The 25,106-nt window shown below is 45.2% G+C and carries 13 protein-coding genes; 4 read left to right on the top strand and 9 right to left on the bottom strand.

What is annotated here, in order from left to right; all coding sequences use genetic code 11:
* Positions 1-4: 4 nt before the first annotated feature.
* Both AC1DCV_RS16220 and AC1DCV_RS16215 read right to left on the bottom strand, forming a co-directional pair.
* Positions 5-2,932: an FAD-binding and (Fe-S)-binding domain-containing protein gene (locus tag AC1DCV_RS16220; RefSeq protein WP_477024110.1), complete on the bottom strand. Its 2,928-nt coding sequence runs from the start codon at positions 2,930-2,932 to the stop codon at positions 5-7.
* 83 nt (positions 2,933-3,015) lie between these two features.
* Positions 3,016-3,909 (bottom strand): DUF72 domain-containing protein, encoded by an 894-nt coding sequence (locus tag AC1DCV_RS16215; RefSeq protein ID WP_477024109.1) that lies wholly within the window; start codon positions 3,907-3,909, stop codon positions 3,016-3,018.
* Between the two features lie 293 nt (positions 3,910-4,202).
* On the opposite strand from AC1DCV_RS16215, the gene AC1DCV_RS16210 reads away from it, so the two are divergent.
* From AC1DCV_RS16210 to AC1DCV_RS16200, 3 genes are read left to right on the top strand one after another with little or no spacing between them, the layout of a single operon-like run.
* A complete protein-coding gene (locus AC1DCV_RS16210) occupies positions 4,203-5,618 on the top strand; it encodes a glycogen synthase (RefSeq protein ID WP_477024108.1) in 1,416 nt (471 codons plus the stop codon).
* A 43-nt stretch (positions 5,619-5,661) separates the two neighbouring features.
* On the top strand, positions 5,662-6,933 hold the full coding sequence (locus AC1DCV_RS16205; RefSeq protein ID WP_441576249.1) for a glucose-1-phosphate adenylyltransferase: 1,272 nt from the start codon (positions 5,662-5,664) through the stop codon (positions 6,931-6,933).
* A gap of 13 nt (positions 6,934-6,946) precedes the next feature.
* Positions 6,947-8,416: a glycoside hydrolase family 130 protein gene (locus AC1DCV_RS16200; protein ID WP_441576250.1), complete on the top strand. Its 1,470-nt coding sequence runs from the start codon at positions 6,947-6,949 to the stop codon at positions 8,414-8,416.
* A 92-nt stretch (positions 8,417-8,508) separates the two neighbouring features.
* Here the strand turns inward: AC1DCV_RS16200 and AC1DCV_RS16195 are convergent, their stop codons facing one another.
* The 7 genes from AC1DCV_RS16195 to AC1DCV_RS16165 all read right to left on the bottom strand — a co-directional run bounded on the left by AC1DCV_RS16195 (position 8,509) and on the right by AC1DCV_RS16165 (position 23,219).
* Complete coding sequence (locus tag AC1DCV_RS16195; protein ID WP_477024107.1) at positions 8,509-10,251, bottom strand: RagB/SusD family nutrient uptake outer membrane protein; 1,743 nt, start codon at positions 10,249-10,251, stop codon at positions 8,509-8,511.
* A gap of 31 nt (positions 10,252-10,282) precedes the next feature.
* On the bottom strand, positions 10,283-13,411 hold the full coding sequence (locus AC1DCV_RS16190) for a SusC/RagA family TonB-linked outer membrane protein (RefSeq protein ID WP_477024106.1): 3,129 nt from the start codon (positions 13,409-13,411) through the stop codon (positions 10,283-10,285).
* A 1,280-nt stretch (positions 13,412-14,691) separates the two neighbouring features.
* Positions 14,692-16,569, bottom strand: coding sequence for a RagB/SusD family nutrient uptake outer membrane protein (locus tag AC1DCV_RS16185; RefSeq protein WP_477024105.1), 1,878 nt, complete (start codon positions 16,567-16,569; stop codon positions 14,692-14,694).
* A 17-nt stretch (positions 16,570-16,586) separates the two neighbouring features.
* A complete protein-coding gene (locus tag AC1DCV_RS16180; protein ID WP_477024104.1) occupies positions 16,587-20,003 on the bottom strand; it encodes a SusC/RagA family TonB-linked outer membrane protein in 3,417 nt (1,138 codons plus the stop codon).
* A gap of 190 nt (positions 20,004-20,193) precedes the next feature.
* Positions 20,194-21,387 (bottom strand): FecR family protein, encoded by a 1,194-nt coding sequence (locus AC1DCV_RS16175; protein WP_477024103.1) that lies wholly within the window; start codon positions 21,385-21,387, stop codon positions 20,194-20,196.
* Between the two features lie 92 nt (positions 21,388-21,479).
* Positions 21,480-22,049, bottom strand: a complete 570-nt coding sequence (locus AC1DCV_RS16170) for an RNA polymerase sigma factor (protein ID WP_477024102.1) — start codon at positions 22,047-22,049, stop codon at positions 21,480-21,482.
* Positions 22,050-22,217: 168 nt separating this feature from the next.
* Positions 22,218-23,219, bottom strand: a complete 1,002-nt coding sequence (locus tag AC1DCV_RS16165) for a glycosyltransferase family 4 protein (protein ID WP_477024101.1) — start codon at positions 23,217-23,219, stop codon at positions 22,218-22,220.
* 220 nt (positions 23,220-23,439) lie between these two features.
* On the opposite strand from AC1DCV_RS16165, the gene bshC reads away from it, so the two are divergent.
* Entirely contained in the window at positions 23,440-25,038 is a 1,599-nt protein-coding gene (gene bshC, locus AC1DCV_RS16160; RefSeq protein WP_477024100.1) for a bacillithiol biosynthesis cysteine-adding enzyme BshC, read from the top strand.
* Positions 25,039-25,106: the final 68 nt, after the last annotated feature.

Here is a 25,106-nt window from a genome sequence, read left to right as displayed (position 1 = left end):
CGCACTATACCAGACTATTATACAATATCTCTACCGGATGCAGGGCTTTCACCCCGGTTCCATCTTTTACCTGGTGTCTGCAACTGGTGCCCGGAGCGGCAATGATAGTACCGGTGGCAGCATTACGCACCGCCGGGAACAACACCATTTCACCTATTTGCATACTCAGGTCATAGTGCTCTTTTTCATAGCCGAAAGACCCTGCCATACCACAACAACCGGAGGGAATTACTTCCACAGAATAGTTCTGCGGCAGTGACAACATCTTTTTACTATGCAGCGCAGAAGACAATGCTTTCTGCTGACAGTGGCCATGTAATTTAATGTGTTGCTTATCACTGGTAAACTGTGCGGCAGTGATATGTCCTTTCTCTGCTTCTGCTGCCAGGAACTCGTCTATCAGGTACACATGTTTCGCCAATGCTTTGGCGGGTGCGCGTAAATTTTCACGTACCAGGTCTGGGTATTCATCGCGGAAGCTCAGTATCGCAGAAGGTTCTACGCCGAGCAGTGGTACATTTTCGTTAATAACGTTACTGAATATACGAACATTATTCTCTGCATATTCGCGCGCCTTGCGTAACAGTCCTTTCGACATGTAAGCACGGGCACTTTCCGGATGTGCAATCATTTGAACATCATAGCCCAGGCGGTGCAGCAGTTGTACGGCTTTGATACCGATAGCAGTATCATTATAGTTGGTGAACTCGTCACAGAAAAGATATACTTTTTTATTACCGGTAGCACCTTGCTTTTCTTTGGGCCATTTTTCGTTGAACCATTTACGTAAGGTGGTGTGGTGCAGGCCTGGTAAAGAACGTTTTGCGGCAAAGCCGGCGAATTTACGGATGATGCCTCCGGTAAAGGAATTATTGATCATGGCATTGTATACTCCCGGTGCAATAGCTGCCAGTGCAGAAAGTTTGGAGTAGTTGCCGATCATTTTAGCCCGCATTGGTACGCCGTTGGCATCATAATAATGCTGCAGGAATTCCATCTTCAGTTTGGCCATATCCACGTTGGAAGGGCATTCTGATTTACAGCCTTTACAAGCAAGACAGAGGTCCAGCACCTCATAAATTTCTTTATGATCAAAGCGGTTTTCTTTGTTGCTATGTGTCAGGAATTCGCGGAGGATATTAGCCCTGGCGCGGGTAGTATCTTTTTCATTCCGTGTAGCCATATAGCTGGGACACATGGTGCCGCCGCTCAGTTGTGTTTTACGGCAATCGCCGGAACCGTTGCACTGCTCGGCATGCTGCAGCATGGTTTGTTGCGGGAAATGAAAGATGGTTTTTATTTCCGGTACCTGTTGTCCAGGCTCGTAGCGCAACATACTATTCATAGATGGTGTGTCTACGATCTTGTTGGGATTGAAAATGTTTTCCGGATCCCAGGTATATTTAATCTGTCGGAGTAGTTCATAGTTTTTGTCGCCCACCATCTGTTTGATGAATTCGCCCCGAAGCCGGCCATCACCATGTTCTCCACTGAGGGAGCCATTGTACTTTTTAACGAGGGTGGCAATTTCTTCGGCAATCTTGCGGAACAGTAAATTTCCTTCTTCTGTTTTCAGGTTGATGATGGGACGGAGGTGAATTTCACCGCTACCGGCATGCGCGTAGTGGACGGCGTAGAGTTTATATTGCTGCAGGATATCGTTGAAATCACGGATAAAGTCAGGCAGATCTTCTACGGCTACGGCGGTGTCTTCAATCACCGGCACAGCTTTTTCATCGCCGGGCAGGTTGCTGAGCAGGCCCAGACCTGCTTTGCGGAGTGCCCATATTTTTTTGCTGTCATCGCCGAAGAGGAGGGGGAAGTGGTAACCCAGTCCTGCTGCGCGCAGGGTGGCTTCCAGTCTGCCGGCAATTTCCACTACTTCTTCGCGGGTGTTGCGGCAAAACTCCACTACCAGGATAGCGCCGGGATCTCCCTGCACAAAGAAGCGGTTTTTGCTTTGCTCGATATTATCCTTGGTACATTCCAGTATATAATGATCAATCAGCTCGCTGGCGCTGGGCTTATATTCCATCACCAGGATGTTGGCGCGGAGTGACTCATCAATATTATTGAAGTGGATGCAGATCAGGCCTGTTTCTTTGGGAGGCAGGGGATCTACATGTAGTTTTATTTCTGTCAGAAAAGCGAGGGTACCTTCAGAACCTGCTATCAGCTTGCAGAAGTTGAAATCTTCTGTGCCGGCGGTGAAGGGGCTGGTGTCCAGCAGCATGTCTACTGCGTAGCCGGTATTGCGGCGGGGAATACTTTTCTTTGGGAACTCTTTCCTGATCTCGGTTTGGTAGCTGTGGTTACTCAGACTGGTACGGATCTGTTTATAGATCTTCGTTTCCAGGGTATCAGGGCCTTCGCATTTCTGGTGGAAGCTTTCGGCGTTCATGCTGCCGAAGGTCACTTCTTCGCCGTTGCTCAGCAGGGCTTTTACTTCKAGGAGGTGTTCACGGGTGCTGCCATATACCACGGAGTTGGAGCCGCAGGAGTTGTTGCCTACCATGCCGCCTATCATGGCGCGGTTAGCCGTGGAGGTTTCCGGGCCAAAGTAAAAGCCATGTGGTTTCAGGAACATGTTGAGTTCATCGCGGATCACGCCTGGCTGTACACGTACCCAGCCTTCTTCTTTATTAAATTCCAGTATGTTGGTAAAGGTGCGGGATACGTCGGTAATGATTCCGTTGCCTACTACTTGTCCGGCGAGTGAGGTACCGGCTGTACGTGGGATCAGGGAGGTTTTATTTTCACGCGCAAAGCTGATCAGTGTCTTCAGATCATCGATATGCTGCGGAATAGCTACTGCCAGCGGCATTTCACGGTATGCCGATGCATCAGTGGCATAAAGTGTTCGCATGGTATCGTCTGTATAAAGCTTGCCTTTCAGTTGCTGGGCCAATTGCTCTAGCTTGTCGCGCATCATTTTTAGTACCGGTTTTGAAAAGGCGAAATTAATATTTCAGTCCGGCTTTTTCATGCCTTGTAATGTATTCGTCAAAAAAAGCACTATTCTTTTACAAATTGGGGCTTTTTTACTTGTAGGCCGCAAACCGCCTCCAGCTTATCAATCAGGTATACGGCCAGTTCGGGGGATTTGGCCTCATCGTGCATGTGCATGAAAAAGTATACTTCCTTTAAACCGTTGTCCAGCCAGTATTTGATGCGGTTCGCCCAGTCATCGATCCGGGTATAATCCGTAGGGTGCAGGCTATTGCCTACAAACCGGATAAATATTTTGGGGATGGTCAGGTACATATGTGCCACATCCCTTCTGCCGGCGGTGTCGGTAATAATGATGCCCACATTGAGTTCCCGGAGCTTTTCAAATAGTTCCAGGCGTACGGCTTCATCTTCATACCAGGCTTTATGCCGCAATTCTACAAAAAACTGCAGGTCTTTCGGCAGGGAGGCGAGGTATTCGTATAGGTATTCCCGTTTGGCCGGGCCATATTTATCACTCAATTGTAAAAAAACAGGTCCCAGGTGGGAACCGAATGCCAGCACGCCTTCCAGGAAAGAAGTGGTTTTGTCGCCAGCGCTTACCAGGTTGCTGAAATGACTGATGCTTTGTGGTACTTTGGGACAGAACTTAAAATCCATGCCCTGGGCTTTCACATCCCATTTGGAAATGGTAGCTGGTCCATATATCTGGTAATGGGTGGCGTTGAGCTCTATGCTGTTGAAGTGTTTTACATATTCTCCGAGGAAATCGGCCTCTTTGGTACCTTTGGGGTATATTTTCCCTATCCATTCCTTTCTGCCCCATTTGGCGCAGCCCAGGTAGGCCAGCGGCTTTTTGACTGGCTTGCCTTTCAATACCTTCTTATTAAATGCAGGTTCTGCAGGCAATTTAAAATCAATGTCTGATAATTCGGGAGTAGGAACACGACCAAAATCCATAACAGGCGCATTTAGAGGATGAACACATGACAATAACGAATACAAATATACAACCCCGGTTTTTTATCTGGTATGGGATCAACCATTATAAAGAGGAGCGAAGTCAGATGATAAAATATTTATAGTTGTCTTTCTGCATCTTTTTAAATCATACAAAATCAAAAAGAATCCGGTCAAACCTGAAAATCTGTCTAACTGGTTGCGGGAAAAATTCACGTTAAAATAAATTCCGTCTCCCCCTTTGTTTTCTTATTTTTCCAAGGTAACTTAATAAAGATTATCAATTATTTAGCATGGAGATTTTACACATTAGCGCGGAATGTTACCCGGTAGCCAAGGTAGGTGGACTAGGTGATGTGGTGGGGGCATTACCCAAATATCAGCACCAGTTAGGAAATTTTGCCAAGGTAGTAGTACCCGCCTACCGGACAAAGTATTATGACACCCACGAATTTGATGTGGTACACCAGGCTGGCATGTGGCTGGGGCACGACTGGTACCATTTCAACGTATTAAAAGAACGCAGCAACGACCTGGGCTTCGACCTGTACCTTGTGGATATTCCCGGTTTGCTCGATACCCCTGGTGTATATGGTTACCCAAATGATACAGAACGCTTTCTGGCCTTCCAGGTTGCGGTGCTGGACTGGATCAACGAATGGCAGCATCAGCCGGATGTAATCCATTGCCACGATCATCATACCGGGTTAATCCCTTTTCTGTTGAATTATTGTTACAAATATGCCCGGCTGAAAGATATTCCTTCAGTACTGACTATTCATAATGCACAATACCAGGGCCAGTTTGGATGGGATAAGCTATACCTGCTCCCGTCTTTTGACCTTTGGAAGGCAGGTTTACTGGATTGGGGCGGCGCCATCAATCCGCTGGCAGCGGCTATCAAATGTGCCTGGCGCGTGACCACTGTTTCGCCGGGTTACCTGGAAGAACTGTTTTATAATGCCAACGGCCTCGAAAGCCTGATCAGCCAGGAAAAAGCGAAGATGGTAGGGATTCTGAATGGAATTGATACCCTGGTATGGGATCCTGCCACTGACCATATGCTGGCCCGGAATTTTGATATTGATACCGCTGTAGCCGGTAAAGAAGAAAATAAACAATTGCTGTGTGAGCGCTTCGGACTGGATGCCTCTTTGCCGCTGATCTCCTTTATAGGCAGACTGGTAGGAGATAAGGGGGCAGACCTGTTACCTGAAATCATTGGGCGCTCGCTGCACGAACTACCGGGAGAAGTCAGCTTCCTCGTTCTGGGGAGTGGGGAACCACATATTGAGTGGTCATTGCAGCAAACGCGTCAGTTGGTGAGCTATGGTTTCAATGTACATATCGGGTATGATGAATCTTTATCCCATCTTATTTATGCGGGCAGTGATTTTCTGCTGATGCCCTCACGGGTAGAGCCTTGCGGGCTGAATCAGATGTATGCCCTGCGTTATGGAACGGTTCCGATGGTACGCAGCACCGGGGGATTGAAAGATACCGTCACCGACTTTGGAGATAAAGATGGGGTGGGGATTCGCTTTAACCAGGCAGGTGTCTGGGATGTTTGTTACTCGGTTAAACGGGCGATAGAATTGTATCATGATGCCACACATCTGGAGGAAGTCCGTTTGAGAGGCATGAACATTGATCATTCCTGGGGCAGTTCTGCACAACGTTACATTGACATGTACAGCAGTATGAAATAGTTTAGAATATTGAATGATGACTTTCTAAAAACCAATTCCCATTATGACTAACGATGTAATATCCATTATTCTCGGAGGAGGGGCCGGCACCCGCCTGTATCCGCTTACCCGTCGCCGTTCAAAACCAGCGGTGCCTTTAGCCGGTAAATACAGACTGGTGGATATTCCCATCTCCAATTGTTTGAATGCTGAACTGAACCGCATCTTTGTATTGACGCAGTTTAATTCGGCCTCCCTGAACAAACATATCAAGAACACTTATCACTTCAGCAATTTTGATAAGGGATTCGTGGATATCCTGGCAGCTGAACAAACACCCGATAACCCTACCTGGTACCAGGGCACAGCGGATGCGGTAAGACAATGTATTCATCACATGGAGAACTTTGAGTTTGAATACATACTCATTTTATCGGGTGACCAGTTGTACCAGATGGATTTTAAAAAGATGATCCGGCACCACATCGACACCCGTGCAGAGATCTCTATTGCCACCATTCCGGTAAGTGCCAGGGATGCTTCTGATTTTGGTATTCTTAAGGAAGATGACAAAGGCGCTATCGTTTCCTTTACAGAGAAGCCTTCTCAGGCTGTTCTGCCACCATGGGCTTCCGAAGTAAGTGAAGAAATGCAGAAAGAAGGCCGTGTATACCTGGCCAGCATGGGGATCTATATCTTCAACAGACAGGTACTTTTTGATATGCTCAATGACCAGCCGGAAGCTGCCGACTTTGGTAAACAGCTTATTCCACAGGCCATTGAAGCCAAACGCAGGATCTTCAGCTACCAGTACGAAGGCTATTGGACAGATATCGGTAATATCGAGTCGTTCTTCGAAGCCAATATCGGGCTGACTGATGAAATCCCTTTATTTAACCTCTTTGACGAATCTCAAACCATCTACTCCAGGGCCAGAATGCTGCCTCCGGCAAAAATTTCCGGTACCATGGAGAAAACAATGATTGCAGATGGTTGTATTATAATGGCAAACCGCCTCGAAAGGGTAGTGGTGGGGATACGTACCCGGATCGGTAAAGGCTCTGAAATCAGCAATGCCTATATTATGGGTAGCGACTACTATCAGACCCTGGAAGAAATTGAAAATGCCAGGGCGGAAGGACGACCTACCATGGGCATTGGAGAGAACTGTATTATTAATAACGCCATCATCGATAAAAACTGCAGCATCGGAAACGGCGTACATATAAATGGCGGGAAACACTTGGCTGATGGGGACTTTGAGAAATATACGGTGAAAGACGGCATTGTTGTTGTTAAAAAGGGAGTTGTCCTGGAAGACGGATTCAGTATTTAACAAAACGAAAAACATGCGATTGTCAATAGAGCGGAAATCCACAAAGATTTATCCTGATCTKAAGCGCGTAGTAGCGAGATTTTTTTTCAATGGAGAGGCCAGGGCTAAATCTATCATTCAATTGGTAGCTGCTATGGGCGATCCGGAGGTAGACATAACGATTATGCCTATACTAAGAGAATTTTCCCGACGCCACAGGAATATTACCCGAATTTTTGAAAGACATGCAGACCGGCTGCGACACCTGTATCCCGGCTTGCAGATTGATTATGAAGGACTGTCGCTTAAACGGAAATTACTGACAGGCTCCTATTTTACCAACGAATATTCTATTGAATCTGCTGCTTTTTTTAATCCCTCCCTCATCGAAGATGTAGATCAGAGCGGTTTGGAAGAAGGACAGAAACGTGTGATTATGAGCTTCCGCGCAGTGGGTGAAGGACATGTGTCCTCCATTGCTTTCAGATCTGGTATCATTGATAAGAACAATGAAATTTCCCTGATAGCTCCGGGCAATTACGTAGATGAAGCGGAAATTATCCGCAACTCTATCTACCGGAAAAATACTTTTTTCCAGAACGCTGCTTCTATCAGGTTGCCTGATTCAGTTATGCAGGAAGTACAAAATAGCCTCCCCGACCAGTTTGAATACCTCGCTCTCAAGAAAGTGATCCGGGAAATGCAGCAGCGTTTCCAGGTAGATCACCTGCTGAAAAAAGGACTGGAAAGGATTTTATGGTTGGCAGATTCTTATTATGAGCTGAATTTTTCTCTGGATACAGATCTGTCCGATCGTGTTATTTTTCCCTACTCTGATGCAGAAAGCAGGGGGATAGAAGATGCCCGCTTTGTGAAGTATACCAGCGAAAACGGTAGTATCACCTACTATGCTACGTATACCGCTTATGATGGAATTACTATCCAGCCAAAGCTGCTGCAAACGAAAGACTTTTATAATTTCAAGATCATGCCCCTGTATGGAGAAGGCGCACAGAACAAGAACCTGGCGCTGTTTCCACGCAAAATAAACGGCAAATACGTCATGATCTCCCGTATTGATGGTATCAATGGATATATCATGTATTCTGATAAAATCAATATCTGGGAAAACCCGCAAATACTGCATACACCTAAATATGCGTGGGAATTTGTACAGGTAGGTAACTGCGGCTCTCCCATTGAAACACCGGAAGGGTGGTTGGTGATTACGCATGGAGTAGGACCTATGCGTACATATTGCATCGGTGCCAGCCTCCTGGACCTGGAAAATCCGGGGATAGAAATAGGTCGTTTACGTGAGCCACTGCTGATGCCCAATAAGGACGAACGTGAAGGATATGTTCCCAACGTATTGTACTCCTGCGGGTCTATGATCCACAACGATGAACTCATTATTCCGTATGGCTTGTCCGATTATGCTTCCGGATTTGCTACGGTAAACCTCGAGAAATTGCTGTCGCAGATAAAAGCGGACGGCGTATAGATAACCGTTATTTATTAAAAGGGGGGTATCTCAAAATTACTTTGAGATACCCCCTTTTTTCTAACTACCGGTCAAACCACTTAAATGAAAATTTATTGCAGGGGATCGAATTCTCCGCCCCAGTTGCTATTTTGTTTGAACAATGGATTCCTGTCCAGAATGGATTTTGGAATACCATAAATGTAATATTGATCCTTGATGGCTATGTTAACCGCATCTGTTGGAATAACAGTAGAAGTAAATTTGTTCCACACCGTATTTATATCCGACATAGGGCTTACATCCGATTGTCCGGGTTTCAGCAACACCGCTATTCCATGGCGCTGGGTAAGACCTCTCAGGTAATCAAACATTTTCCAGCGGCGCAGATCATTCATACGTTTGCCTTCAAAACAAAACTCGACAAAGCGTTCTTTTTGATACGCCTTGCGTACATCAGGCTGCAGCACAGCTGTAATACCATAGTTACCGGCAATGCCTGGCAACACACCAGCGCGGGCCCTGATTTGTTTTAATATGTCCAGTGCTACTGCAGTGTTGCCTGTTTCATTGGCGCATTCACCATAATTCATTAATACTTCAGCATAACGGATTTCAACCCAATCAACGCCTGCATTGTAAACAGTGCCTTTATCAATCGTTTTATCAATTGCTTTTATGCGGTAAAAACTTGAGTTAGACCATAAGGGATCCAGCGTTATTGGATTATGCACTCCTTCAAGACCAGTGTTACCATTATAATTTGTTATGCTGGTAAAATAGGTCCACAGATAGGTTTTACCATCACGCATCCCTTTCAAATATTGGTTGGGAGATCCGTTATAATAAATATTGGCGTAAAACCGGTCATCCCTGTTAAAAAACAAAGTATCATAACTTCTCGTCTGTGATTCCCAACTGGAGCCATCTTTCATAGGAAAAGTATTTACCAGTTCCAATGAGGGCCGGTCATACCCTACATCATCCTTAGACCAATCCAATGGAATTAAGCCTCCCTGAAAATAGGTTGCCTGTGGATAATTGAACCGGCGAACCATCACCACTTCTTTGTTTAACTCATCATCCCATATTTTACTGTAGGGGCTATACAACCCTTTACCACGGGCGTCTAAAAACTCTTTAGCCGCTTTATTGGCATCGTATGCCTTTTGCCAGGTAGCTACTCCTCCCAAACCATTAAACAAAGGGCTGGCATAAAATAATAATACTCTTCCTTTAAAAGCCATAGCAACGCCTTTATCTACTCTGCCCATATCATTATCTGTAAAAGCATCGGGGAGTAATGCAGTCGCATTGTCTATGTCTTTTAAAATCTGTGTTACGCATTCCGATGTTTTATTGCGGGGCTTTTGCAGGGTGGTTAAATCTGTACTAGGCAGCTGTGCTTCCAATATGAGGGGGACGCCGCCATAATTACTTACCAGGTTATGATATGCCCAGGCTCTCCAGAATAATGCCTGTCCCTTAATTTTGTCTTTATCTGCCTGGCCGAAACTGGCTTTGTCGATATTGGCCAACAAAATATTAATGGTTCGTATACTATTATATGCCCCAAAGCTATTTTGTGAGTCAAAGGTGGCTGTACCTCTGAACCAGTCATTTGTTTGCTTTTGATAAGGAACGCCTTCATCTGTGTTGTTTCCACTCCCCGACGTATTGCCAGGCATCAGATTTGAATAGATCTGATTTAAATAGGCCGTAGCCATATTTACATCCGACCATACCTGATCCGGACCAACAGCAGAAAGATTCGTTTTATCAAGTACCTTACTGCAACCCATCAATAAAAAAGGAACGAAAAAGATGAGCACTGCTATATTTAACTTATTCTTCATTTTTCTTAGTTTTTAATTTAAACACGCTTTTCTACAACTTTATGTCAATTCCTGCGGTAAAGGTTCTCATGGTAGGGTAGCTCATAAATTGGGATACTTCAGGATCATACAGCTTAAATTTGGTGATGTTAAACAGGTTAGATCCTGCCAGAAAAATCCTGGTATCTTTAATCGCTAATTTATTTATTACTATATCTGGGAGTTTATAATTGATGTTCAGGTATTTCATTCGTAAAAAACCGCCGTTATACACGTTGAAGGTAGAAGTCCAGGTATAACCTGCTGAGTGGGGATCTCCCCATGGGTACATTTTAGGCGTAGTACCATTGGGGTTGTCGGTGCTCCAGGAATCAGCATGGTATTGAGGAACTTTTCCTCCTCCGCCAAAATTTCTGCCCCAGGCATCATTGTAACTTATTTTATATCCTGTAAGGCCGGAAAATAATGCTTCTACCGTAAAGCCTTTATATGATAATGAAATATTCAAGCCATAGGCGATGGGGGCATTATCTGCTCCAAAATAGTTGCCCAGCACCATTTGATCGTAACTATCCACTTTATTATCCGGCTTTCCATCCGGGCCACTAAGATCTGCTAATAGCATATCGCCTAAAGCAGGTGCAACGCCATTGATGGTATAACCAGCCGGTAGTTTATTCAAATCGTCCTGTGTGTGTATTACACCTAATGCCTGGTAACCGCGTCCATATGCCAACGTTTTTCCGATCGGGTTTGCATAGTCCTGGGTATTTGCCGCAACGTCTTTCTTTATGGCCTTATTGGTAGCATAAGTGAACACACCTTTTACATTATAGCTGAAATTTTTGCCGATGTTATTATTATAGCCCAGCTCTATTTCAATACCATTGGAACTAACTTTTCCATAGTTTTCCGGTGGTAAGGATGCGCCAAACTCGTTCGGAATAGCGAGGATGCGGCTACCTAATATATCATAGGATTGACGTTTCCAATAATCGAAGCTGAATCGTACGTTTTTAAAAAGTGTGGCGTCTACACCTATGCCTGCAGAGTTTGATTTTTCCCAGGTTAGATTGCTGTTAGGCAAACCGCCATAGGCGAGGCGTGGTGCAGGAGTACCGGAAGCTCCCATGTAATAAGTACCACCCTGGATAATATATTGCTCCATCCATCTCCATCTGCTGTTGGGATCATCTTTGTCAAGAATATCATTACCGGTGGTAGCGTAGGATGCTCTCAGCTTTAGGAAATCCACCGCCTGGCCAAGTTTGGATGATTGGAAAAAGCCTTCTCTTGAAATTACCCAACCTCCTGATACTGACGGAAACCACCCCCAGCGTTTATCCGGCGCAAAGTTGGTAGAGCCGTCTCTCCGAACAGATGCGCTAAAAAGGTATTTGGCATCATAATCATAATTAATCCTGCCGATGTAAGACAACCTCCCAATCTGACCTTCGCTACCACTTGTAGACCAGTCAGCATTGTTTGCGCTGGTATATAAAAACTGGTCTGTTGCAATGAGGGGGAAATTATATCGATACATGCCGAAATAATTTGTGTATCCCTCATATTGCTCATAAACAGCCAGCGCGCCAATAGTATGTTTTCCAAATGTCCGGTCGTAATTAATCTGTGCGTTTAGCTGATAGGTATTGGATTTATTATATTCATTGCCCAAATACTGAGTACCGGGATCACCACTTAAAGTAGCACCCACTAATGTATCGGTGTAAATCAAGCCATTGGGGCCTGTTTTCTTAAAGTTATACAGCTGTTGTTTTTTAGCAAAAGTTTTTATGTAACTGTTATCAAAATTTTTGCTGTAGGTGCCCTTTATGCTCAGACCTTCTACAAAGGGTATTTTGTATTCAGCAGTAACCAACGCATCTATTTGTTGGTTGGTATTACGCCAATAGCCCCCGTTTTTCATCATCTCGATAGGGTTCCCCAGCCAACCGGGGTTATTAGGTTTGCCATCTATGTACGGACTTGCAAATACATCCCAGTACAATAATTTGCCCCAAAGGTTATTCAGGTCATCGGAACCATAATCATAGGTAAAGTTGAAGCGGCTACGGTTACCATAACTTGTAGCCATGTTTAAACCAAGTGTAAGATTTTTTACCAGATTGGCCTGTACGTTTCCGCGCAGATTGTATTTTTTATATGACACCTGCGGCAGAAAACCGTCTTCTTTAATATAAGAACCTCCTATGTAACCTCTCAGCTTTTCACCACCTCCTGAAACGCTTAGCGCGTAACGCTGACTGGAAGGGTTGCTATAAGCAGCTTTGTAATAGTTATCGCCGTTAGGATTATTTTTCAGCACCCAGTTAATTTCCTCATCGCTTAAACCTCCGTTAACTGCTTTGCTTAAATTCAACCCATCTTTAACGGGCATGTATTCGGGTAGCTTACCCACGCGTTGTGTGTTGTAGGTAGCATTGAAATTTACAACTGCTGTACCACTCTTGCCTGTTTTTGTTGTTACCAGAATGGCACCGTTAGAAGAGCGGGAGCCATAGATAGCCGCAGAGGATGCATCTTTCAATATCGTAATATCTGCTACTTCATTAGGATCTAACGCATCGAAACTGGTTTTGTCCCTTACTATTCCATCAATAACATATAATGGTTCAACAGCGCTATTACTAAATGAAGATCGGGCCCGCACTTTGACGTTTGACCCAATACCGGGCGTACCTGTAGGGGAGCTGATAAATGTACCGGATAAACGTCCTGCCAATACATTTGATAAATTGGTGGCAGGAATAAGCTGTATATCTTTTGCATTCATAGAGGAAACAGCAGAAGTCATTTTGGCCCGCTTCTGTGTACCATAACCCACTACTACCACGTCTGTTAATTCTGTGGTAGTTTGGCGCAATGCAATATTAAGTGGCGATGCGCCGGCCATCGCAAAAGCCGTGTGGAACCCGGTCATCGTGATTTTTAGCCGGCTACCGGCAGGGGTGTTTAACTCAAAGCGGCCCTCCGGACCGGTGATGGTACCGTTTTTTAAATTTCCTTCCTGACTGACGGTTGCGCCAGGGAGCGGTGCGCCCGTGGAATCGGTGACTACACCTTTTACGTTCATCTTGTTTTGGGAATAAATGCGCGTGGATTGTAGCATGACGCACAATAACGCTATCGCCCATAGTAACGATTTGGTTTGGCTCATAAAAAAAATTGAATAGGTGGTAAATTGTAGAATCCTAATTCACTGTGTGACTGATATACTGTTTGGTTGATGAAATTTCTACGCTAATTCTAAGTATCAAATTTTGCGGAATGCTAATTCACTGTTCGATTGATCTACTACCTTGTTGGTAATGTTTCTATGTTGTCTTAAGTATTAAATTTTGTAGAATGCTAATTCACTGTTTGACGGATCTACTACCTTGTTGATAATGTTTCTATACTATTTTAAGTATTAAATTTTGTGGAATGTTAATTCACTGTTTGACAGATCTACTACCTTGTTGACAATGATTCTTTACTATCTTAAGTATTGAATTTTGTGGAATGCTAATTCACTGTGTGACTGATATACTGTTTGGTTGATGAAATTTATATTCTATCCTAAGTATTAAATTTTCGGAATGCTAATTCACTGTTTGATTGGTTGATGATGTCTTAATTCTATCCTAAAGATCAAATTATCTAGCCCTCTACACAAAGCTTAATTTGACTATTACAGATGCTATTTTTGCAGAATGCCAATTCACATACGTAAATGCAAGTCGCGTACTATCTTAACTAAGTTGGTTTTATAATATTTCGCCGGGAACGGCGAAATCTATTTTATAATTCCACGTGAGTTCATCAGTGTCAATTATGTCCCTTAATATAATCTGACACTGTGAATTCCGCCAGGACGGAAGTAGTAAAATCTGTGTACGAACGAAATTCGCAGAATATGAATCGAAATCGTTTCGCTTTCACAATTACTTTCTAAGCATAAGAACAGCCGGAATTTGTAAATCCTTTTTTTGAAGAATTATCATAAATCATGCAGGAAGATCAAGATCCGCGTTATGATCAATATCCCTAGTATTTGTTTCCTTTAATATATCCTTGTTGAAGTAAATAGATGTATTACATTCTTTGATTGTCAGGCGAACGATAATTCTACCTGCTGAAGTTTCACTGCTCCGATATTTTAACAGTATAAAATTTGGTAATTATTCGCCTATTACCTACTTCTAATTTGATCAATTGCAATGTTTTTTTTGCACGCGGGATGTAGCAGCTCATATAATTTCCTGCTATTTGATAGGTCGGCTAAACGTATAATATGCAAAAAGGAAATCAGCTTACACCTGTTATATTAACAAATGCCAGCGTTTTTTTTGCTCAACAATTTTTTCAGGGACATAAGGCCATGAGGGTTGAATTAATAAATAAGGGCCCCCCGGGAACGGGAGGCCGTGAGATTTGCCTTGTTATCACCTATTAGAATTAGAGGAGGGGGTCAAAAGTGCCACCCCACATCATATTTTGTTGCAGTTTCGGATTCCTGGACAGAAAGCTGAAAGGCAATCCGTATATATACATTTTGTCAGGGACAGCCAGGTTTGACTTATCAGTAGTGATCACTGTATAATCAAACCTGTTGTATACTTTATTGATATCATCCATAGGCACAGGATCTGTTTGACCTGGCTTCAAAGTAATGGCAAGGCTGTGGCGTTGTGTTCCTCTTAACTGATCAAACTTTTTCCAGCGGCGCAGGTCATCCCAGCGTTTGCCTTCGAAGGCAAACTCCACGAAGCGCTCGTCCTGGTAGGCTTTCCTGATGTCTTCCTGAGTTGTGGCAGTGATGCCATAGTTGCCGGCTCCTGCTGAAATGCCGGCCCGCTGACGGATATCATACAATACCTGCAATGCCTCGCCGGTCTTACCCAGTTCATTGGCTGCTTCGCCATAATTCATTAATACCTCTGCATAGCGGATCTCAKGCCAATCGACATCTGACTGTTCAACTACAGATGCATCTCTGTCCACCCCTTTTAACTTCAGGAAAAATCCGTTCAATTCTCCCATACCTTGTCCGATCCAATTCCCATCTGTCACCAGGGCGTTTAATGTACCGGTAACACCTCCTGCTGAGGTAAATGAGGGATTAGTAAGATATGTCCAATAGTATTCTTTCTTCTCCACCATTTTGGGTGTGAACTGAACCGGTGCGCCGTTGTAGTAGATGGAAGCATAGAAGCGGTCATCCCTGTTTTTAAACAGCGTAGGATAGTTGGAAGCTGCTGGCACAAAACGACTGCCGTCTTTCATAGGGAAAGCGTTCACTAATTCAAGTGAAGGCATATCATTATCCCAGTCGTCTGCCGAGTAGCGCAACGGTGCATTCCCGGGCATGGCATAGTAGGCATCCGGGTAGGTAAAGCGCCGGAACATCACCTGTTCTTTATTCAGCTCTACATTCCAGATATCTCCGTAAACCGGATACAATCCTTTTCCCATGCCGGCGAGGAAATTTTTGGCCGCCAGGGTGGCTTCGTAAGTTTTCTGCCAGGAGGCTACCCCGCCCAGCCCACGAAATAACGGGCTTGCGAAGAAAAGCAACACCCTTCCTTTAAAAGCCATGGCAGCTCCTTTATCGATACGTCCAAGATCGGCGCCCTTCCAGGCATCAGGCAGCAATGCCACTGCATCGTCAAGATCTTTTAATATCTGCGTTACGCATTCAGATGTTTTGTTGCGGGGGAGTTGTATCTGTGACACATCACTTACCGCATCCTGTGTTTTTAAAATGAGCGGCACGCCGCCTACATCTTTCACCAGTTTGTAGTAGGCCCAGGCGCGCCAGAACAGTGCCTGTCCTTTGATACGGTCCTTCCCGGCCTTTTCAAAAGTGGCCTTGTCGATATTATCAAGTATGTTATTACAGGTGCGGATATCGCCATAGGTGTTTACTGCCCAGTTGAGTTTTACGCCTGCTGCGGCGTTGTCATAGTTCTCCAGCCAGTCGTAGGTAGCAGTACCCAACAGCACCTTGTCGGAATAGCGGTGCGGAGAAATGGCTTCATCGGTGCCATTACCATTGCCGAAATTCACAAATTGCCAGTTCTTTACCCAACTATCCCAGAACCAATTGTTGTATACCCGCGAACATCCGCCAGGGTTAGCCATTCCGTAAGGCCAGCAGGGCATAAGGTCATAATATACCGTGTCCAGATAGGCGGTAGCTGCCCGTTCTGACTCCCATACCTGCGTGTTGGTGAGGGCATTTAACGGATCCCGCTCCAGTATTTTGCGACAGCTAATGAAAGAGATAAGAATAAAGGCCGCCGGTATTATATATTTCAGAAAACTTTTTTTCATGGAATCACTTTTTAGAATTAGAACTGAACATTGAAGCCTAATGAAACATTGGTCATGATAGGATAGCTGCCAAAGGAATACACTTCAGGATCGTAGAGTTTGAACTTTCTCAGGCAAAAGAGATTGGTGGCGCCGGCAAATATCTGCGCAGCACTCAGCCCTGCTTTTTTAAGCAATGTTTGTGAGAAATCGTACGACAGGTTCACGTTTTTCAATCGAAGGAAATCACCGTTGAAAGTATTCAGTGCTGATACCACAGAATAGTCCTGACGCTGGTTGCCATTCGCATTGTACAGTTTTGGGAATTTTCCGTTGGGATTGGATTCGGAGTAAGCGTCTCCGTAATAGGCAGGATAGGGAATATTGCCACCGTTACGTCCCCATGGATCGTTGTAAATAACTTTATATCCGGCAAGACCACTCAGCAACATACTCAGTCTGAAATTTTTGTATGCCATACTGATGCTCAGCCCATAGGAAACAGGGGCATTGTTCGACTGATTGTTGCTGCCCGGGACTACCGCATTGGAATACTGTGCCAACACTACTTTGTCGTAGCTGTCGATCAGGCCATCCGGCTTGCCATTAGGCCCGTTTACATCGGTAAAGTTCATCATGCCCTTTTCCGGTTTTACCCCGAAAATGGTATATCCTGCCGGCAGCGCCGATACATCTGCATCAGTGCGCAGGATTCCGGCGGCCTCGTATCCCGCCTGGTAGTTAAGCGGTTTGCCTACCGGATCATCTGCCTGTGTAGCGCCCAGCGCTTTGTCTTTTACCAGTACATGGGTAGTCGCCAGTCCGAAGTTGGCTTTTATATCAAATGTAAAATCCTTTCCTATTTTGCCATACACATACCCCAGCTCTATATCCATTCCTTTTGCATTCATCCTGCCATAGTTCTCGATCGGGTAACTTGAACCAAATTCCACCGGCGTTTCCAGTATACGCTGGCCAAGGATATTGAAGGTTTTTTTGGTCCATACGTCGGCCACAAAACTCCAATGCTGTCTGAAGTTCAGATCCACACCCGCATTGTACGACTTAGCCCCCTCCCAGGTATAGTTCGTTTGTGCGATACCGTTATATGCCAGTATCGACTTTGATGATGTCGGATCACCGAGATAAAATGGTGAGGCAGATGCATTGTAGAGCTCCTTGAAAAGCCATGCCGGGATGTTATCATTACCGGTGGCTCCGTATGACAGGCGGAGTTTCAGCATATCAATACCGCTTTTTTTCAGTCCTGCGAGGAAAGCCTCTTCGGACATCACCCAACCCAGGGATGCTGCGGGAAAGTATCCCCATCGTTTGTCTTTCGCAAACTTGGATGAGCCATCTGCACGTACAGATGCTGATAAAAGGTATTTATGCTGATAATCATAGTTCACTCTGCCAACATAAGATACGCGTGCGTCCAGGTAGGTTTCATATCCGTCTGCTTTGGTGTCGCCGGAAGCGCGGCTGGCAAAAGGGAATTGGTCCCTGGTATAAACGGGGAAATTGTATTTATAGATGCTGGAATAATTATAATAACCGTCTGACTGCTCATACACACCAACAATGTTCAGGTGATGATTTCCGAAGTTCTTCTCATAGGTGGCAATTGCATTCACCTGGTAGGAATTGGTCCGGCCATTTTCATTTCCGATAAAAGGCTGGGCAGGAGAGGTAGCGGTCTTAGTGCCKATAATTTCGTTGGTATATATCTGTTGAATACCACTTTTCGGGTCAAGTTTGAATTGATATAATAAAGGCTGGATGGCATATGCTTTGGAGAAATCGTTTCCGTTATACAGGTCTGCCACACCTTTCAGCGTAAGGCCTTTGATGAATGGCACCTTGTATTCCAGGTTGATGATACCATCTATGTATTGTCTGTTGATATGCATATAGCCACCGTTTTTCATCATCTCGATGGGATTGGTGACCCAGGTAGGCGCCATGGGCTTGCCATCTATATATGCGAATGTAGTAGGTGGCATGATATATTTCAACTTCTCATAAAATCCTGACAGGTCATCATCTTTTCCTTCAATGGTAAAGAATCTGCTGCGCGCTCCCTTGTTGTAGCTCAGGTTCAATCCTAAGGTCAGGTCTTTTGTAATGGCCACCTGTACGTTGCTGCGCAAGCTATATTTCTGATAGGCCAGTTGTGGCAGGAATCCTTTTTCATCATAAAATGTACCGCCAATAAAGTAAGTGACACGATCCGTACCTCCGGAAACGTTCAGTGAATGCCGTTGGGTAAAAGGCCGCTGGTATGCCTCGTCGTAATGAAGGTTACCATCGGGGTTGTTCTTGTGTATCCAGTCGCGGTCGTATTGATTGAAGCGGAAATCCGCTGCACCTGTGTGTGTGGAGTTGTACATATCCATGCTCTCGTCCATGCTAAGGTATTTCACATCGATTTCCGGTTTGCTGTAAACGCCGAATATGGAATTGAATTGTACCGTTGCCTTGCCCGCCTTGCCGGTTTTGGTGGTTACCAGCAACACTCCGTCTGATGAGCGGGAGCCATAGATCGCTGCTGATGCGGCATCTTTCAGGATGGTAATATTCTGCACCTGGTTAGGGTCAAGGGCATCAAAGGCCGCCTGGTCACGGGCAACACCATCAATCACGATCAGTGGCCCGGAACTGTTCCACGAGGATGAGGAACGGATACGGACAATAGATGACTTGCCTGGTACGCCGCTGCCTGATTGCACAAATGTTCCGGAAGCTCTTCCTGCCAGCACATTAGAAAGATTGGAGGCCGGAATACTCATCATATCTTTGGTATCGATACTGCTGATGGCAGAAGTAAGGCTGGCCTTTTTCTGTGTACCATAGCCCACTACCACTACTTCTTCTACTTTAGCCTCTGAAGGCTTTAATACGATGGTCAGGAAATCCGCTTTGGAAACCTGCATGCGCAGCGGCTGATACCCCAGATAAGATATCAGCAATGTGGCCCCGCCGGTTGGAAGTTTCAATCTGAAATTACCACTGGCATCAGCAGCGGCACCTTCTTTAGTGCCCACTCTTGATACAGATGCCCCCGGAAGCGGGGCGCCTCCGGCATCAACGATCCTGCCCGAGACTACAAATCCCGCGGTATCTAAAGCAGGTGCCGGTACCTTTGGAGGCACCACTTCCGATTTATCGGTGATGACAATGATACCGTCTACATCGTTGTATGTGAAACGGTCTTTCCGAAGACAAAGATCCAGCACCTTTTGGATGGGCTGGGCTTTGACGTCGAGTGTAATTTTCCCTATCCTGGAAAGTACCCCTTCGCTGACTACCAGGCTCTTCCCGGTTTGCTTTTGTATCTCCCGGAATACTTCCCTGGCCGGTACATCCTTTACAGTTAAGGTGATGCTCTGTCCGTTGGTGCTGGCAACGGACTGCAGGCATGCAAAGAGCATTACGAATGCAGTCGCTTTCATGATCCTCAAAACTTTTAGAATGAGCTTCCCGCCCTCTTGGTTTGATAAAATGGCAATCGGAATTAATTGCATAGTTTTGCAATGTTTGGGTTTATAAATCTGTTTCTCGACGGTATTTAAAAGCCCTTATTCCGCCAGGAGTGTTAAGGCCACTCCTGGCTTCTTTTTGGGCAATAGTTTGTTGCTGGAGCTATCTTATAATCAGTTTTCTTCCCGTGGTGGTGTTTACTTTTTCTTCAATGCTGAAATGTACATTTGTGGCTTGTAATACTTTCAGAACCGTGGATAAACTACTGCTGCGTTTTACGATCGCAAAAAACTTTTCTTCAGGCATTTTCCCTTCGAAAACAATATCTACATTATACCATCTCGAAAACTGGCGGAGTACTGTAGCAAGCGAAGCGCTTTCGAAGTGAAAATATCCTTCTTTCCAGGCCATTATCTCTTCTGTGTTCACATGTGTATTTATAGTTAGCTGACCATCGGGCGTGAGCACTGATTGCTGTCCCGGCGACAATCGTACTTCCTGGCTGCCTTTCCTTACCTTCACGGCGCCTTCCAATAACGTGGTGGTAATAAATGGTTCGTCCGTATAGGCGTTGATGTTAAAATGTGTTCCCAGCACCTCTACGGTAGTGCCATTAGCAACAACGGTAAAAGGAATGCTCCGTTTCCGCCGGGGATCACTTGCATGTGCTACTTCAAAATAAACTTCTCCTGTCACTTCCACTTTACGCATATCACCTGTAAATGCAGAAGGGAACCGGATGCTGCTGGCAGCATTCAACCACACCCGGGAGCCGTCTGCCAGCACCAGGGATATCTGCTGTCCCTTTGGAGTGCTCATGGTATTATATACCACCGGAAGCGCCTCTCCTCCAACGGGTACATAACTGACCACATCTCCTGATTTGCGGATCAACGCATTGCCTTGCTCGGCCAGCTCCCCGTCCCCGGCGGCATTCAATACAATCTCTTTTCCATTATCCAGCGTGAGCACCGCACCGGTACGGCCAGGCGGCACATCAGCCACAGCTAAGTGTTTGACAGGCGCGCGGTGAATACGCTGCTCTATAAAAAAAACAGAGGTTGCCAATATCAGCATCATACACACCGCTGCCGCCGGCATCAGCCACCGGCGCTTGCCGGTAAACGGCTTCTTTATCGGACTATCCATCCGGAGAAATGCTACCAGCGCTTTTTCCGGGGAATCTGAAGGATGAGCCAATGGCGGAGCATTCCTTACATATTCATGCAGGATCGCCATCAGAACCGGCTTATATTGCTCCTGAAGTACTGTATCCATCAACTCCCGTTCTTCTTCCTCATCAGCTTCCTTACGTATGTAGCGGTAGAACAGGTATGTTAATCTTTCCTCTGTCATTTTTATTAAACMAATAGTCTGATAATAAAGAGTACCTCTCAGAGGACGGTGGGTTAGTGGAGAAAAAAATATTTTCCGCTAAAAAGCAGCAGTCAAAAAATCAAAAACGCTTTGAAGCTTGCCTTGCAATAAGCACGGATAGATTTTAATGCTTTCGCGAGATGCGCCTTTACGGTTTCAGGCTGGATATGCATTACGTGGGCAGACTGTTCTCTTGACAAGCCTTCTATTTTTACCAGTTGATATACCTGTTTCTGCTGAGGAGACAATCGATTAACGGCTTTGTGAAGTAATTGCTGGTATTCTGAAACAAGTATGGATTCCATGGCATCATTGTGATGCAGCTCCTCCGGGCGAAAGGTGGCAGCCTTCTTTTTTTCTATCGCTGTTTTCTTAAGCGCCTTATACGATTTGTTGCGCGCGATGATAAACAGGTATGATTCAAAACAATCCAGTTGCAGAAGATACTCCCGCCTTTTCCATATAATAATGAAAACATCCTGGAGTAACTCCTCCGCGCTTACCTGTGAACGGGTAAGCGCCAATAAAACGGAGTAAACTTTAGCCTTGTGGTGATTAAACAGTTGTAGGAAAGCCAATTCATTGCCCGATGCAACCATTGACAATAGTGCTTGTTCATTATAGTCCTTAGTCGATCCCATTACGACTCTTCTAAAATTGACGTCATAGATATTTCCTGCTAACTAAATATAGTGCAATTGGCAGGAGGAAAAATTCCATTATTCCGGCAAATATTGACGCTATTTTTGCCGTGTGGTCAATTTTCCATAATAAGGACAGTCTGCTGATATTTTCTGGAGAGATAGGTGCTACATCGTGTCGTACAACGCCATATATTGTTCCACCATTTTTTCTGCACTGAATTTTTCCCTGGCATGTAAATAACAGTCCCGCCGGTTGATCAGGCTGAGATCTTCCACTGCGGCCGCTGCTTCGGGTATGTTATTTACGAGGAAACCAGTTTTGCGGTCTATGATCAGCTCGGGCATAGATCCTTTATTAAAGGCAATTACCGGTGTGCCGCAAAGCATCGCCTCTGCCACGCTCAGGCCAAAGGGCTCATTAAAACTGATGGGATGCAGTAATGCCTGTGCACTACCCAGCAGCTCACTGCGTTTCTTGCCGCCTACGGCGCCTATATACCGGATCTGATCTTCGTCAATAAAGGGTTTTACTTTTTCATTGTAGTATCCTTCATCCTGAATAATACCTGCTATGATGAGTTTCCGGCCGGTGTGGAGGGCTATCTGCACCGCCTCATGGGTACCCTTATCCGGATGGATACGGCCATAATACAGGAGATAATTATCGGGGCTGGGTTCAAAGGCAAAATCAGCGGTACGGATGCCATTATATATGGTGGCCGCATAATGTAGTGTAGGGTGGCGATCCGAGTTACTGATAGATACATATCTGACAATATCGTTGAAGCGCTGGTATACTGGTAGTATTTTGGGAGAAGAAAAGCCGTGGATCGTTGTTACCATGGGCGTTTTAATCAATCTTGAATAGGTGAGGGGCAGGAAATCGAAATGATTGTGGATGATGTCGAAATCCCGGGCTTGTTCCATCAGGTAACTGATATGCATACACTCATTTACTTTGGCGTCGGCATGTGGATCTTCTGCGTAGCCTTTGGCACAGATAGCCGATAGTTTGCCTGATGTAATAGAGTCAGCTGTCGCAAAAAGGGTGACATCTGCCCCTTTTGCCACCAATCCTTCTGCCAGGTTGCTGGCCATTTGTTCCCAGGGGCCGTAATGCCTGGGAGGAGTGCGCCATGCTATCGGTGCCAGTATCGCTATCTTCATATTGAGTCTTTTTGAATGAAAGAGGTGGCCATACGGCCATCCATCCCGTTACCACTGTCAAAACAAGCGCCAAAGAAAACCTTCCGGCCGTATTGGATACCGGCCAACCAATAATCTGATCAACCAATTAACTATTTACCTAACTTCGTACATTCAAAAATTTCGATGTATTGGCACTGCATCTTTTTTTTAATTGGTAATTTGTAATTCGCAACTTAATATGCTGGAGTATATTCCTTATGGGAAAACTGGTTATTTTAACCAGCTGGTAACAGATTTTTTAGCAGAGCATCCGCAGATAAGACCATTTTATACCTATTCTCCTGTACATCCGGACTTTGCAGCGGCTATTCAGGCCAGACAAAACTTTGATACACCGAGAACCGCACTGGTGGCTGCCCTGGAAGCACAATATGCGGCACTCGAACCGGTAAAAGCGGTAAAGGATAATATTGCTGCACTTCTGCAACCTGCCACCTTTACGGTGTGCACCGCGCACCAGCCTAACATCTTCACCGGCTATCTTTATTTCGCTTATAAAATTCTGCAAACAATAAAGCTTTGCACCACACTGAAACAGGAATTTCCGCAGCATAACTTTGTGCCGGTATACTATATGGGCAGTGAGGATGCGGACCTGGAAGAACTGGGCAGCATTTACCTGGATGGTAAAACACTGACCTGGAACACCCCCCAGCAGGGCGCTGTAGGCCGTATGCACCCGGAAGGACTGGAGGTGATGCTGGCCGAAATTAAAAAAGGACTGGGCTATGCCCCATATGCAGATGAGCTGATGGCGCTGCTGCAAAAGGCCTACCTGGAACATAAGAATATTCAGGAAGCGACCCTCTACCTTGTAGATGCATTATTTGGCCGCTTTGGCCTGGTGGTGCTGGTACCAGACAGCCCTGCATTAAAACGTTTATACCTTCCCGTTATAAAGGATGAATTGTTTCATCAGGCTTCTCATGCCATCGTAAATGATACATTGGAAAAGTTGACCACGCACTATAAAATGCAGGCCAATCCCAGGGAAATAAATCTTTTTTATTTACAGGACGGTATGCGGGAACGCATTGTACAGGAAGGCGATCAGTGGAAAGTATTACACACCTCGTTGACTTTCAACGCCGCTTCCCTCGAAGCCGAGCTGGAAGCGCATCCGGAAAGATTCAGCCCGAATGTGATTTTACGTGGTATGTTCCAGGAAACCATTCTACCTAATATTGCTTTTATTGGTGGAGGTGGTGAAATAGCCTACTGGCTGGAGTTACAGCAGTTGTTTGCACACTATAAAGTTCCTTTCCCGATATTATTGTTACGTAATTCCCTGCTGCTGACAGATGACGTGTCCCGCCAGAGAATGCACAAACTGGGTATCACTACTGCAGAACTTTTTAAGACCACCGAAGATATTGTCAACGATTATGTGAAGCAACATACCAATGCTTCCCTGGTGTTGAAAGATGAATATGCTGCCATAGAGCATTTATTTGATGCGCTGGAAGAGAAAGCCCGCAGCATTGATATCACTCTCGTTGCCACCACCGGGTCTGAACGAAAGAAAGCACTGAAGTCTATTGGTAAACTGGAACACAAATTCCTCCGCGCCGAAAAGAAAAAATTTGCCTGGCAAACAGATCAGATCAGGCAAATCAAGAATAAACTGTTCCCGGCAGGCTCTTTACAGGAGCGTAAGGAAAACCTGCTGCCCTGGTATGCTGCAGAAGGCCCCGCCTTTTTTGATCGGGTACTGGCGGCCATTACACCGGTAACAGATCAGTTTACGGTACTGGATGTGCCCAATGAAAATGAATAAGATGTAGTTGTAATCATGTGTCATATACGAACGCCCATCGTACAATACCGAACAAGTTTGATATATTT

Source organism: Chitinophaga sp. 10T418 (assembly GCF_056394125.1).
This window is presented reverse-complemented; position numbering and strand designations above follow the sequence as displayed.